Origin of the sequence: Acinetobacter sp. YH12201, from assembly GCF_013418145.1 — a bacterium.
Taxonomy (GTDB): Bacteria; Pseudomonadota; Gammaproteobacteria; order Pseudomonadales; family Moraxellaceae; genus Acinetobacter.
Genome location: NZ_VPCP01000078.1, coordinates 1 through 14,663, shown reverse-complemented (window position 1 = coordinate 14,663; position 14,663 = coordinate 1). Strand labels below are relative to the sequence as shown.

The 14,663-nt window shown below is 38.8% G+C and carries 12 protein-coding genes and 1 pseudogene; 3 read left to right on the top strand and 10 right to left on the bottom strand.

The annotated features are described in order from the left end of the window. Window positions 1-914: 914 nt before the first annotated feature. From ribA to FTU91_RS13320, 10 genes are all read right to left on the bottom strand, one after another. A complete protein-coding gene (gene ribA, locus FTU91_RS13360; RefSeq protein ID WP_180082431.1) occupies window positions 915-1,517 on the bottom strand; it encodes a GTP cyclohydrolase II in 603 nt (200 codons plus the stop codon). Window positions 1,518-2,016: 499 nt separating this feature from the next. Beyond that, the gene (locus FTU91_RS13355; protein ID WP_180082429.1) at window positions 2,017-2,826 is read right to left on the bottom strand and encodes an SDR family oxidoreductase; all 810 of its coding nucleotides are present in this window, start codon (window positions 2,824-2,826) and stop codon (window positions 2,017-2,019) included. A 48-nt stretch (window positions 2,827-2,874) separates the two neighbouring features. Further along, the gene (locus FTU91_RS13350; protein ID WP_368856218.1) at window positions 2,875-3,708 is read right to left on the bottom strand and encodes a TauD/TfdA family dioxygenase; all 834 of its coding nucleotides are present in this window, start codon (window positions 3,706-3,708) and stop codon (window positions 2,875-2,877) included. Between the two features lie 34 nt (window positions 3,709-3,742). Further along, window positions 3,743-4,810: an RNA-guided endonuclease TnpB family protein gene (locus FTU91_RS13345; RefSeq protein ID WP_180082427.1), complete on the bottom strand. Its 1,068-nt coding sequence runs from the start codon at window positions 4,808-4,810 to the stop codon at window positions 3,743-3,745. A gap of 200 nt (window positions 4,811-5,010) precedes the next feature. Beyond that, window positions 5,011-6,300 carry an AMP-binding protein gene (locus tag FTU91_RS13340; RefSeq protein ID WP_368856217.1) on the bottom strand — a complete coding sequence of 430 codons (1,290 nt, stop codon included), beginning with the start codon at window positions 6,298-6,300 and terminating at the stop codon, window positions 5,011-5,013. A gap of 9 nt (window positions 6,301-6,309) precedes the next feature. Continuing rightward, entirely contained in the window at window positions 6,310-6,522 is a 213-nt protein-coding gene (locus FTU91_RS16675; protein WP_257221743.1) for a hypothetical protein, read from the bottom strand. A 30-nt stretch (window positions 6,523-6,552) separates the two neighbouring features. Next, window positions 6,553-7,302: a thermostable hemolysin gene (locus FTU91_RS13335; RefSeq protein WP_180082425.1), complete on the bottom strand. Its 750-nt coding sequence runs from the start codon at window positions 7,300-7,302 to the stop codon at window positions 6,553-6,555. A gap of 581 nt (window positions 7,303-7,883) precedes the next feature. Beyond that, window positions 7,884-8,027 (bottom strand): hypothetical protein, encoded by a 144-nt coding sequence (locus tag FTU91_RS13330; RefSeq protein WP_180082423.1) that lies wholly within the window; start codon window positions 8,025-8,027, stop codon window positions 7,884-7,886. A gap of 292 nt (window positions 8,028-8,319) precedes the next feature. Continuing rightward, window positions 8,320-9,219 carry a ParB/RepB/Spo0J family partition protein gene (locus FTU91_RS13325; protein WP_180082421.1) on the bottom strand — a complete coding sequence of 300 codons (900 nt, stop codon included), beginning with the start codon at window positions 9,217-9,219 and terminating at the stop codon, window positions 8,320-8,322. A gap of 18 nt (window positions 9,220-9,237) precedes the next feature. After that, window positions 9,238-10,023, bottom strand: coding sequence for a ParA family protein (locus FTU91_RS13320; RefSeq protein ID WP_166171951.1), 786 nt, complete (start codon window positions 10,021-10,023; stop codon window positions 9,238-9,240). A gap of 904 nt (window positions 10,024-10,927) precedes the next feature. Between FTU91_RS13320 and FTU91_RS13315 the strand changes: the two genes are divergently transcribed. The 3 genes and pseudogenes from FTU91_RS13315 to FTU91_RS13305 all read left to right on the top strand — a co-directional run bounded on the left by FTU91_RS13315 (window position 10,928) and on the right by FTU91_RS13305 (window position 14,577). Beyond that, a complete protein-coding gene (locus tag FTU91_RS13315; RefSeq protein WP_180042826.1) occupies window positions 10,928-12,097 on the top strand; it encodes a replication initiation protein in 1,170 nt (389 codons plus the stop codon). Window positions 12,098-12,343: 246 nt separating this feature from the next. Continuing rightward, window positions 12,344-13,072, top strand: a pseudogene (locus FTU91_RS13310) (N-6 DNA methylase); the annotation flags it as partial. A gap of 572 nt (window positions 13,073-13,644) precedes the next feature. Further along, window positions 13,645-14,577 carry a cache domain-containing protein gene (locus FTU91_RS13305; RefSeq protein ID WP_306669543.1) on the top strand — a complete coding sequence of 311 codons (933 nt, stop codon included), beginning with the start codon at window positions 13,645-13,647 and terminating at the stop codon, window positions 14,575-14,577. The last annotated feature ends 86 nt before the right edge of the window (window positions 14,578-14,663 follow it).

Genomic DNA, 14,663 nt, shown 5'->3' with positions numbered 1-14,663 from the left:
GAAAGTTGGGTGTATTTCTTCATTGTGTGCTTTCCAATTGCGAGTTGAAAAAGTCTAATGATTCTATGAATACACCTAACTTTTTCAACTAACTACAAATGTGTTGCACTTGGGATTTGAATCTGCGCTATATAAAAAGCTAAATTTAGCACACTATAGCAAGCTTTTAGCCTTTCACATCTTATACATTAATTTTATTTACTAAATTAAAAATCCATGATCCATTATTTTTATATTATCCATTATCTTGTTAATGTATGAGATTTAAAGCTAGCGTTCAGATGAAGAGGGTATCTTTTTAATTTTATAGTTTTTAACTTTTAAACTAAAGATAATACCTTTAAGAGTGTTATAGGCAGTTGTCTCTCAATCAGGTAAAGGTTATTTTGGAATAAAAAATGCAATATGAATATAGATTTCAGAAGTTAAACCAATCAGCAAGGTTTTTTAACCGCCTTATTTCCATAAAATAAAGCTTTAGAATATGTGATATATAAAATATCTCTTTCATAAATCAAAAATTAAGCTATTTATTGTTGATTATTTGTACCGTAGAATTTTTAACATTCATGCATAATTTTTAGATGAAATACATAGACTCAAAACAGCTTTCTGAAACACAGCTTAAGCGATTATGAGCATCTCATGGTCAACGTTTTATTTAATGGTTGAGCAATTGCATAAGCTGTTCTAGCTAAAGGCAGACTACCCAAATTACACCTGGAAGATCAGATTCTGCTTTATCTAGGATAATGGGAGCAGTTCAATCATCTACTTAAGTACTAAGCTGTGGTACTGAAAGCTTTGTCTAGGCAAAGCTTTCTCGATTAAAGTGAAAATCAGAATTTCTGTCATCCTGATCTATTTTCAACAGAAACAATAAGAAGAGTTAAAATGTTTAGGCTTAAGCTAGGCTAAAAATCACTGTTTTCATAGAGATGTGACATACGCTTCTGCTTTGTTTCTAAATAAGCTTTATTAAAATGATTTAAGCCTACCGTCAAGGGAACGCGGCTAACCACATTAATTCCTAACTCAGTCAGTGCCTTGATTTTAAGTGGATTATTTGTAATCAACTGGACATCTTTAATTTGTAGGTAATCCAGCATAATGCTACACATATCATACTGCCGGGCATCTGCAGGTAAATTTAACAACAGATTGGCATCAAGCGTATCATGACCTTGATCTTGCAGTGCATATGCACGAATTTTATTGGTCAATCCTATGCCCCGACCTTCCTGACGTAGATACAAGATTACCCCTTGCCCTGCATCATTAATCATTTTCATGGTTGCATGTAATTGTGGGCCACAATCACATTTTAATGAACCAAAAGCGTCCCCTGTGAGACACTCAGAATGCATTCTGACTAATACGGGTTTTACAGGAACCGTTTCTAATCCTTGAGCAAGAGCAATATGTTCTTCACCCGTCGTTTGATCTTGAAATGCTATAATCTCAAAATTACCGAAAGCAGTCGGTAATTTTGATTTAGAAACAAATTGTATCACCACTGATTCATCCAATTAAATTTTAAGAGTCAGTAAAAACACTGTTCATCAAAAATAAAAGATTTGTCATATCTAAATTAAGATTGATTCAGTATTTTCGTATCTTCGAAATATTATATTTCGGATTTGATCATAGTGATTTTAAAGTGAATTTTATGTGAAACCCAAAAACATCTTGTTCACATTTTTAAACCGCTCTAGACCAGCACACAAAAACCACGGATTGAATACTTGCCCCCTGTCAGCGTATCTGCTGTCAATGAGCATAACCTGTCCACTTTTGTCCGGAGCGTTTTGCAATCAGTCTAGCTGATATATTCCAACACCTACTGCATCATACTTTTGGTCCCTGCTTTAACCTCACTCAGTCAGCACAGCTGGTCAAAGTTGAATATTAAGTCGTCTAATCCCAAACCAAAATTTAAGCAGGCTTTAAATCAAGCCTGTGACCGTACACCAAGAGAGCCCAAATAAAGACTTCATATCCAACGGCATTAAAACCTCATCCCCCTTTTTGTTTGTCTGCATATTGGTAAATAGTATCCAGATCTTTCTGAAGAGAATTGGCCACGATATTCGGCAAGACCTGATTGACCTTGACGAAGATTTTTTCGGGATAGCCGACCTGATAGGATTGACAGTCTTTCTGCAGGAATTGATAAAATTCCTGTGCTACAAATTCTGGTGTGTCAATATTCGTACCCAGCCGGACATTCATTTCAACCACATCAGGATTGTTCATTTCGGTATTGGTGGCCCGTGGCGAGAAATAGCGGAATTTGAGTGGGGTCTTGCTGTATTCTCGTGCCAATGCTTCAGTCGCACCGCGCAGGGCAAATTTGCTGGCACAATAGCTGACATAGCCCGGATAGCCGATACTGCCTAAAGTAGAGCCGATATGAATAATCTGGCTCGGCTGAGTTTTCGACATCAGTGGAATGATGCCTTGGAGCAGTTGCAATGGATAGACCACATTGATCAGCATCATCTGTTCCATGGTGTCCTGTGATTGCTGAGAGAACAGACTGAAATCGTTAATGCCGGCATTGTTAATATAGTAGTGAATCGGGGTATTCAGCGCGGCCAGCGCATGAATCAGCTCATCGCGGCTGTGCTGCTCAGCCAGGTCACAACGGATCAACTGCAGTTGCAACTGCGGATAATGCTGTAGCAATTTTTCACGCAACTGCTGCAAAGCCTGCTGATTGCGTCCGACCAAGACCAGATTCAGGCCATTTTTCCCCAGAATATTTGCAATGGCCTGACCGATGCCACCAGTTGCACCAAGAAGGACTGCGGTTAAATTAGACATAGATCATTTCTCTTTCTGTTAAATTTTTAATGTGATGTAGCATCCTGCTTAAAAGGCAAAATCTAAGCCCAGCCCCATACAAATATACAGTTTACGCTGTTCAAGTGGCACCAGTATTTCACGTCGACCATGCATAAAACGTTTGTTGTCGATAATCACTAGATCACCATCCTGCCAGTCAATTTCCGAGGTCTCATTTTCACAGCGCTCTGCCAGTTCAGCCAGTAAATCGGGGCTGATTTCTGAACCATCCGCAAAATGAAAACGGGGTTTTTCATAATTATAAGAAGGCCCCAGCAAGGTGTTAGCAAAGGCCGGAACCCCCTTGAGATTGTCATGACGGACCATATTCATGCTTAAATGGTACTGCACGCCTTCAGCATCTGCGGGGCTGATGCATTGTCCGGGCAGCATCTTGATAAAACGATCTAGCTCCTGCTGCCCGACCTGTTCAGCATTCTCAATATTTAGCGCAGTTGCCACATACTTTTGCCAGATCGGCTTGGGTAAATAACGGCTGATGGTCATCGGCTCGGCAAATTTCTGCTTGAGAGCATCTGGTAGATTTTTCCAGACCTCATGCCCATCACATAAGGTGGTCTGCGAGCCACGCGAAGCACTTTTTTCACTAAAAAAGGCGATGATGTCGGGTGGCAGCGGGGTACTGTCATTTTCAATATGTAGCCCCATGGCCTGCGTACCAGCATCGACTTTCTGCGACTGACGAGTAATGTTTTCCCGGGTGGGGTCATAGGTCAGCCGCTGGTATAGACCATTCATGAGTTCACTAAAAGATGTCACGCCATAGTGTTCATGTCTCAACAAGACCCAACCCTGTTCTATCAGACGCTGTTTGATCTGTGCATGAGTCGTGCTTAAAATCTGTGATGCAATATTCTTGACATTCTCCCGCCACCTACGCTTTCGCTAGGTGGGGGATTCCTACTGCTAGACGCTCATGCCCGAGCGCAAGAATGACTTTGGAACTATTAATGTCCCGTTGATGAGTGATACCGCACTCACATTGCCACTCTCTTATTCGCAAATCTGCTCTACCTTTCGGACTGTTGCTTGAGATTTTCATACAACTCGAACAGATTTGGGTGGTATAGGCTTCATTGACTTCTTCAAACAATACACTTGCGTTCTCGCATTTATACTTGAGCATTGTTTTGAGTGCTGAAAACCCTGTATCTAAAACAGACTTTGCCATTTTGGTTTTTACAAGTTTTTTGGCACTCAGATCGCCAACAACAATCAGTGCATTTCCCTTGACAAGCATGGTGCTTGCCTTGTGCAAATGGTCTTTACGACAATTCGCAATCTTGGCGTGTAATGCACGAACACGTTTTTTGTTCTTGGCTCTTTGAGCTATCCCTAATTTCTGCTCATACTTTTGATAGAATTTCGGATTACTGATGACAGTGCCATCAGAACAGGTCGCAATATCTTTTAAGCCTAAATCAATGCCTATGGCTTTGGTCGCTGTCGGTTTGACTTGCTTTGGTGCATCCACCACCAGACACACATACCAACGGCCACGACTATCCTCAACGAATAAACCTGTCTTAACGCTGTACTGACTTAAACCGTAACTGTCCCAAACCTTGAACTGATGCTTGCCGTACTGAACGTATCCATCAGCATACTTGATGGCAACTTTCTTGAACGGTATCCATCCGAGTGATCGTCTTGCTGATTTCTTATTGCTGACACGCCATCTAAGTTTTGCTTTTTTGAACTGTTTTCTACGTGTGACCAATTCTTCGGTGACAGCCTGAATAGTTTGGCTATGTAAATCACACTCTTTTGATGTGCCTTTGGTATATTTAGCAATATCGTAAGCACTGAGAAATTCACCTTTTCTCTTGAGGTGTTTAAACCCTAAATCATTCACATAATTCCAGACAAAATTAACCTCAGATGCCAATTGGTCTAGCACCTTGCAATGTTTGTCTTTAATACGCAATTTAAGGGTTTTCATGTGCTTATATTAATATTTTGATGGATTTTAAAAAACCATTAATCAAACTTGAACGACATTTCATGTCGTGTCGCTTATATCCCCCACCCTTGCGAAGCGATGCTTCTCAGGTGGGGGTTTTACGCTTCATTTAGATAAGTTTACTCTCTGCTGCTGTACATGGGTCTGTGGTTCACGTGGGCATGCACAGAAAATATGGGTTAATTTGCTGTCAATTCAGCCTGAAAATGCTGCTGGATCTGCTGCCTGCGCAACTTTCCATTATCGGTCAGCATCTGGTTACTCAGGGAAAATGGCTCGGGAGCACGACACCAGCGTTTAATCTGGGCATAATCAGGCATTCGAGCATTGGCTCTCTCGATTGCCACTGCAAGCCGTTGCTCGGAAGTGGAATCATCGGCATAAATCACAGCAGACAGATACGGCTGTTCCTCCCCGAAAATGACAATCTGCTGAATTTCAGGTTCGGTTAGACTGTTGGACTCCACCCATTCTGGGGAAATATTGCGTCCAAAACTGCTGACAATTATCTGCTTGATGCGCCCGGTAATGTATAAATAGCCGTCTTCATCAAAATAGCCAGCATCGCCAGTATGAATATAGGGAGTGGCTACCAAGTCGTTGACATAACCCAGCATGGCATTGCCTTTGACCACTACTTCGCTGTTAGCCGCAATCTCAACCTCGACATGCGGCAGAACCCGACCTACACTGCCAACCCGGCGTGCACCCGGCAGATTCAGACTGACTACCGAGGCACACTCGGACAGGCCATACCCCTCATAGACTGGAAGTTTTAGCTGCTGGCACTGTTGAAGAAAATCGGCAGATACTTTCCCGCCACCAACGGCAATAAATTTCAGCGTACTGAGACCTGTACTGCCGTATTCAGTGCTATATTCCACAATAGCTTTCAACATTTGCGGCAGTAAAATCACACTTTCAATTTGATAAGTCTGCACAGCATTTACAAAACGCTGTACATTAAAAGTATGATTAGAGACCAGTCCAAACTGACTCACCTCATCTATGACCACTGAACGTCCCATATTGAGTGCGACATAAATCCCGGCAATATTTTCCAGTAAAGTGGCAAATGGAATCAGGCATAAATGCCGTCCAAGCTGGCTGCTGGCCAGTGCCTGACTTAGAGAATGGGTAATTGACTCAATAGTGTCTTCCGCCAGACATACCCCTTTCGGCGTTCCAGTACTGCCCGAGGTATAGGTAATTTTTGCCAACCGCCGGGATTGATAAGGAAGCAAGCCCTGGTGCTGTGTTTGATGCTGTGCTAAACGAAAAAACCGAGCATACATATCGACAGATACAGAGACCTCATGCTTGCCTATTTCATCGACTAATTCCATTAGCCACTGTGGTGCATCATTTATTTTTTCACTTGCCATACAAAGCAGGTCTGCCTGACTGTCTTGTAACAAATGACGAACCTGTTCTTTGGTAAAAAACAAGGGAATAGGAATTACGGTCACACCGGCTAACTAGGCCGCGAGATCAATGATAATCCAATCCACACTATTCACGCCCCAGAGTGCCAGACGTTGAATATTTAGCTTGATTAACTCAGCACGAAGCTGTTCAAGCTGATTTTTCAGCTCAGCATAGTTAAGCCTATCCCTATCAGTAACAATGGCTTCACGTGTCGGATCCTGCTGGGCATAGGCTGAAATGGCCTTAAAAAAATGATTCATCATTTTAAAATTCCGTATATCTACCAAGACGAACTACTGGTCAATTGATTCAGAGAAACTGTAAAACTGCTGAGTAAACTGCAATGCTGCAGCTACATCAATGGCAAGCACATAAGGTTTCTGCTGGTAATAACTGCCCCATTGAAGTTTTGCTTCCCCCAACACTTCAGGGTCGGCTTTTTCAATGACATAAAACTGCAACCCCATTTTTTGCAATACATAACGAACCGCTGCAGTACCGGTACACACGGCCCAATCAATATTTTTTTGCGATAAATGAAACACCAGAAAAGCCACCATCAATTTGGCTTTATCCATATCCAAAGCTGCCAAATTGCCAATCTCAACAATCTGCGGTCTTTGCACTGGTACATTACTTAATTGAGTGAGTATCTGTTCAATCGACGCATCTAGATACCGTTCAAGAAAAGCATCTACCGTGCTTAAATGCTCCATACCAATCACGACCTGCATCTCAGTCCCAACATAACCGGCAAACAGGGTAGAAGAAAATTCACAGACTGAGGCCTGATGGACTTGGCGGTATTTCTCACGGATAAAGTTTTCCAACATGTTCCGTTCAGCGATCTCGCTTCGTTGCACGGTTTTCACCACGAGTCGAAGTGATGAATTTTTTAAGACCACAACAGAAGAAATAGAATAATTTTTTTGTTCTAAAAGTTTCTGATTATTGATGTTTTTTTTAACTTTTAATGGATGGGTATTGCGATCCAGATAGTAGGTTTTACTAAATGAACGATCATCCAAATTGAATTTCATCATTCTCTTTTCACCACACATAAACAGCTTGGTGATCACCTTAGGTCTGTAAACTTAAAAAACACTTAGCACTATCGAAGGCGTATTTTTAAGCAATTTCAGGCTTGAAAAGTTGAGCTATAGAATGAATCATGATCAAATTAAAACGAATTATGCATCGCGACATCAGCACTTATCTTTGATTTTTAAACGGGTAGTTTAAAATCTCAATCATGTTATTTTTATCACTTAACGTTTTGTTGTTTCTGCTTTATTAAGTAAAAGGGTATGCATCTGGAAAACAAAAATCGGAGCTTAAATCATTCTAAACTTCGAACAAGGTAACAACATTTCTGATGAAGGAACATCAAGATGAAATATGGAAAAAATACAGTGTGCTTTAAAATGATAGCCCCCATAATTCTTGTTGCTGTTTAGTAAAATTGTTCCCTTAATATGTAATCAAATAATTATCAGATACCTTTTCTCCCCAGAAAAGCGTTTCCCATCTCACTTATAGCCCCCTAACCCGAATAGTGAGCTAAATATGGATTGAGAGCTAAATCTATATTATGTAGTGCTCATGTATTCATATAATTAGAACTTTATTTCAGGACTTTTTTGATTTTACTGATCAATGCATTGGCAAACTCATAATCATCAAAATCAATATTGATCACCTCTTTATTTCCCTGACTCATTGACAAGGTTTTAATTTGCACTGAAAAAGTATTTGATTCAAGTGGCATAATTTCTGCTGAAACAATATGGTGAGCATTAAGAAAAAATCTTTTTAAATTGAATTAACATTTTATTTTCGAATAAAAAACCAGAAATTTATAGCATCTGAATTCAAAAAATATATAAATACTTCAAATTTAAATACTAAGCATGATTTTTTTAGTCACCCATTTTTCTTAAGCTATTTAAATTCTGATTGAGTCAATAATCGTTTAGTTTGAGTACTGCTTATCCTGATTTAGGTGCTAATTGTTCACGACTTAATGAAAAAGGTGTAGCAATTTGCTACACCTTTTTCTATTACTGATTTAGCATTTTTTTCAACAGGTTTTCCAGCTCCTGTAAGTTTTGATCATCAAATTCACTTATCTTTAATGATACTTTTAAAGTATTGTGATCAAACTTGATATTGCCAGCGACTTTCCCCTCATATTCGATTTTATGCACGATTGACGTTTTAATGGGTTGTTTGGTTTCTTTCGATTTGAGAATTTTTTCTGCCAATACTGCCAGTTTTGTTTGCTCTACTTCTTTTTTCAGTAATTTCGCCCAGGCTTCTAGCAGTGCTTTTTTAGCATTGCTGTAATTTTCTTCATAATCGGAGAGAAACTTTTTGACTGCTGTTGCGGCAGTTCGTGCCAGCAATGCCGGTTGTTGCTCTAAATCTTCAATCAGCTCTTGAGGTAATTTTTCGAAAGATAAATATTTATACATATCTTCCCGGTTCATGCCTAAGGATTTTGCCAGTTTTTGCTTGTTCTTTTTTAGTTTCTCATCCAGTGAACTTAAGCCCACATAAATTTCATAATCAGTTAAGTCTTCCCGTTTTAGGTTTTCCGCTAGCGTTAACAGTGCTACTTCTTCATCAGATGCATCAATCACAATCACTTCAATGGTGTTTTTATTGAGAATTTGATGCGCTTTCAAGCGTCTTTCACCAGCGATTAATTCATATTTGTCATGGATCCGTCGCACTGCAATTGGTTGTAACAAGCCAATTTCTTCAATCGATGCTGCCAAGTCTTCTATATCTTGTGGATTAAATATTTTTCTTGGCTGATTTGGGCTTGGCTGGATATCTGTAATTTGTACATTACGACGCAATTCTTTCACATCATTAACATGCTCTTGCTGAGCTTGTTGATGCTTTTGAGTATTTTGCTGTAAACGTTGTGCCAGCAATTCTTTTGTACTTACCATAATATTCTCAGCAGGCTTTTATTCAACACGATTGATGATTTCTTTGGCTAAATCTTGGAAAGCTTTACGAACTTTAGCGTTTTTATCTACACTGAATAAAGGCTGTTGCAAAATTGCGGCCTGATTCACTTTAGTACTCATTGGGATGGTGGTTTTTAACAGTTCACCGACTTGGCTTAAAGCTTCATCTCTAATCAATTTACAGACGTTTTGACGTTCATCATGTTTAATCAACAAGGCGCCTAAAAGTTTTAACTCAGGATTGACCCGTCTGATTTTACTTAAATGGTTAATCAAGTCAGTTACTCCATACAAGCCATATTGTGAACCTGACTCAATTGGTACCATCACATGGGTAGAGGCTGCCAATGCATTACTGGTGAGCAGTTTTAGGCTTGGAGGACAGTCAATCAGGATGAAGTCATACAATCCTTTTAATAATTCCAACTTATTGGAGAGTTCTTCAGATGGTCTTGGGGCATCATCTTTGAGTTGATCTTCAGCTTTACCTAAATTGAGTGAACCATAAATTAAAGAAACGTTTTTGAAATTGGTTTCTTCTTCCAGGGCATCCGATAATAGGTTTAAATCACCCAGTAGTAATTCAGCCGACGTGGTTTCAACTTCACTTGGATGTCTTGATCCGATATGTAAGCTTGCATTGGCCTGAGGATCTAAATCTATCACCAATACTTTATTACCCAAGTCGGCTAGTTCAGACGCTAGATGAACGACTGTGGTTGTTTTTCCACAACCACCTTTATGATTTGCCACTGCAATGATTTTAGTTGACCGAGTTGTCATAATTATCCTCACTTGAGTTATTGTAATATAAAGAACTTTGTAGCAAGTTGCTACACCTTGTTGTGCTTAGTTTGAAGTTATAATCTGATTATGAATAAAAAACAAACAAATTGATTTTTTTATAAAATATAGCTAGCTAATTATAATTAGTATTAATTAATATAATTAGTTAATTATAATTAGAGCACTTTTTTATTTTTTAAAATCAATATCTTATAGATTTTAAAGTGGAAGGTTTGTCACCGAAAAGTGGAAGGTTTGTCACTGAAAGGTGGAAGACTTGTCACTAAAAGGTGGAAGGTCTGTCACTAAAAGGTGGAAGGTCTGTCACTGAAAGGTGGAAGGTCTGTCACTATGGTGGAAGGGTTGTCACGGGTTTAAAAAAAAACTTAAATTTATCTTACAAAATTATTTAAATTCAATATTTTAATCTGTTGATAAGTTGAATTATTTGACCTTAAAGGTGGAAAGCTTGTCATTTTGATATTTTTATCCTGTGGATAAACTGTTTGTTGCTAATTTCATCAAGGCGACTGTACATTTTCACTTCTGGACTGTCTAAAAGTGGAAGCTTTGTCACTATTAAGGTGTATTTTTTATTATTCTTTCCACTTTATTACAGGGCTTAATGGTTTTTTTCCCTTTTTAGCTGACTTAAAGATTTCTGAGAAATATTAAAAGTGGAAGCTTTGTCACTAAAAAGTGAATTTTTAATATGGCTTTCCACTTCATGTTTAAAAAGTGTTTTAAATGGCAAAACAGAGTGACAAGCTTTCCACTCTTAGCTTGGGATTTAAGAGTTTCTTGGCCAAGGATCGGTTTGCCTGAGTTAAAATGGTGGATAATTTGCATGAGATTCCACTTTTGTGTATAACATGTAGAAAATAACTTTTTTTTTCCACCTATGAACAAGCTGAATGAACAAGAAGAAATAGAATACTTACCGTATTGTATTGGCAATATTCGACATAATGGCGTGGTCAGTACCAGCAATCGACTGATCCGACCGATCGAACTGTCATCCAATGAGTACAAAGCGTTACTTTATGCGATGGCAGTGGCCAACTATGGTGAAAAAAATAATCAAGATCGTGAAATTACCGAGCAAACCTACATTTATTTGCATAAAGATGATTTAGGCGAATTGCTGGGTCTGGATAAAAAGAATTCCATTAATGTCGCGATTGACCGGATCTATAAAGAGCTGTCCTCCCGGGTGGCCCATTTTGTCATTGAAGAACCCGTAGATGAAAGCAAGCGCAAGGTTAAAAAAGTCCATTCGGTAGTTCCAATTATTCGAGAACTGCGTTGGGAAGATGATGCCAAAAATGCCTTGCAGATCCGTTTTACCAGTGAAGTACTACCTTATTTTACCCGTCTGGCAAGCGGCAATTTTACCACTTACCAATTAAAGGATTTATTTGCTTTAGACTCGGTAACCAGTATGAGTCTGTATTCCTACTTTATTAAAAACGAGTTCAAATATGCCAATCAAGACTGCTATGAGGTTGAACTGTCACTGGAAAATATCAAGGCACTTACTGACATTGGCGAAAAAAAATATGATCGCTGGGTCGACTTCAGACGTTATGTGCTGGATAAGATTGTTGAAGAAATTAATCAAAGAACCAGCCTTAAACTCGAATATGACACCATCAAGAAAGGCCGTCCTGTGGTGGGTGTGCGCTTTAAAATTGTGAATGGACATACTGAGGCGGTGATCCCACACAGCAACGAAAAGACCCAAATCTACTTGGATGTCGATTTTGATGACAATGCCATTGTAAAAGAGCTGGGGGCAAAATTCGATCTGACAGTCCGTTCCTGGTATATCTATGCCAATGATCCGAATTATAAACAGTTCAGCAAATGGTTTAAGACCGAAGGCTGCCTAACTGACTCTCAGGCCAACGTGATTGTGAACGATATTATGTTCCAAATGGATTTTGCTGTGGCGGGTGCTTCCATGAGTGACTTCAAGAAAGAGATGAAATATAAACTGAAAAATGATCCCGATTTCGTTCAGCAAAATCGCGCGCGTTTGAATGAGATTTTTGGTAAAGAAATTATTTAAAAAGTGTAGCAACTTACTACAGTCTTTATGACTATGCTTTAAACTGGATGTTGGGATCAGCGAAGCTTTAAAGTGTGTAGCAACTTGCTACAATTTTTATCATGTGTCGCGCATTTCTATGCAAGATTGGACAAAGTCCAATCGCAGCGACAAATGAAGTCCTATAGCGCTGGAAACTTTTGATTATCAAACTAAACTATACTTATAAAAAATTAAACTGATGAATTCTGCATGACCCTGGTATAACTGCAATAGCTACAAAAACAACTTTGGAATATTACTAATATGTTGCGTGGCAGCATAGGAGAAGATGAATTGCGTGATTACATCTTGGTTTTTATTTTCTTTAAATACCTGTCAGAAAGCGGTGAACTTTGCCAATGAGCTGTTAGAGGGTGAAGATGTTATATCCTTGATCTGGATGAAAACAATCTTGAGCATGTGTCATATATTAAAGAAATCAGAAACAATGCTATTTGAAGAAGCGGGTTAGGACTTAACCCTAAAACAACTGTTTTATAGCCTTGTGCAGCGTGGCTGTCAGGGAGAATTTATTCTGGATGATTTACTGTGCCCTTAAGTCAATTAAACAAAGTAATCTGGGTACTGATTCTGCCGATGACTTTCCAACCTGTTTGAAGACCCGTATCTGAACTTCACTAAATTCGGCAATAATGCCAGTAACCGTAATCAACTGGTGGTAAAAGCTCTCAGTCATTTAGATGATATTGATTTTGATATTTCCAATACTGAAGCCGATGTAGTAGGGTATGCTCACGAATACAGGATTGGCGAGTCTACTTCCGGTGCCGGAAAGAAAAACCCGGCAAGTTCTATACCCCGCAAAAGATATCAACCTTATCGTCCAAGATGGTCACCCAAGGTAAATAGCGCTCGCTTCCCATGTATGATCCGACCTGCGGTTCAGGTTACTTGCTGCTGTGGGCGAAGCGTGAAGGTAAAGACGTGGATATATTTACGATCAAGTACAAGGTTAAGCTATTTGAATGGGATTGTGGGTTTAGCTGTCTGCTGGTGGAACGCGGCTGCTGATGGAGCAGTTTTATGTCGGGTTTGAAAAGCAGACAACGATGTGATCTGGCAAGATAAGATTTGAGCCAGTCCAGATCCTGCCCGATCAGAGATCGTATTTAACTGATGGACTTATGCCCAAAAAAGAAAGGAAAAGGATCATATGCCCATGATGTATGCTGGCTTTTTCTCTAGAAAATAGCCTAAGCATGACACCGATTATTCAGCTCCTAAATCCGCAATAGTTGGTCAGAAAGTATCCATATGTTTGAGAACAACTGAATAACCCCATTGAAATTGGAGGCTATCTTTGGTCTATTTTTCAGGTTTAGCTAAGTTTTAATTTCTATTCAATAACTTGTCGTGATTTTACTGAGTAGCTTATGCATCTGCACACTCAAACCTGAGGTTTAAAAAATAGCATTCATTGAGTTTATTAGACATGAATTTATTAACTTATTGATCAAATGTATTATAAAATATAAATATAGTCACAATAGTTTGGGATCAGGTTTTTGAAACAGATTCTCTTGGCACTTAAATTAAATCTTCGCAAACTGATTTTGATTTCGACTATCCTCAGTGTTTCGTGTTTATTTATTGTTTCTGTATTTATTCTCAATTATGTCATTAAAGACCAATTAATTCAGAATTCACTTTTAGTGAATGTCAAATATGCCTCAAAGGTTGCCAACAGCGCAGATCAGCATTTCGATGATATGCTCAAAGAATTAAAATATAGTGCTGAGCTGTTAGGGCAGGATTTTTCTAATCCCCAATTAATCCAAGAAGAAGCAAAGCGTCTTAAACATCAATCTAACAAATTTAACAGTGTATTGGTTGTGGATAAGCAAAGCAGAGTTATTTCTTTTGCACCTCGAAGTTTAAACTTGAGTCCCCATATTTTATATAAAACAGTGGGAATTACTGAATCCTTAAAGCATAAAAGTACTTATATTTCTCCCCCTTATTGGTCAGTTAAACATAATCTAATTGTACTGCTATCTCAACCGATCTATGACCGCAATAAAAAATATCAGGGCATGGTGGGGGGCACGATTTATTTACAAAAAAATAATCTGATCCAGAAAATGCTTTCTACCGAATATGACTTTAAGAAAAGTTATATGTATGTCATTGATCAGGATAATCGAATTATTTTTCATCCCGATCCGAGCAGAATCGGAGAAAAAATTATCAATAATACCGGGCTGGATTATATGATCCGTACTCGCATGGGAAGTGTCCGGTTAATCAATAGTCGGGGAATCGAGAATTTGGCAGGTTTTGCCTACATTCCCAGTGTGAACTGGATTGTCGTCTCCCAGCAACCGACGGAAGAGTTGTTTAGGCAGGCTAACGTTATTCTTTTAAAAGTCTCAGTCGGCATTTTAATTTTTTATATTTTTACTTTGTACACGACAAAAAAAGATAACTCATTGAAATAATGGCATAATACTTGTTTTCTGACGACGAATATGATGACACATTTCAATGAGTTACATCTCATCTTAAACAAATATCTAAAGTGGAA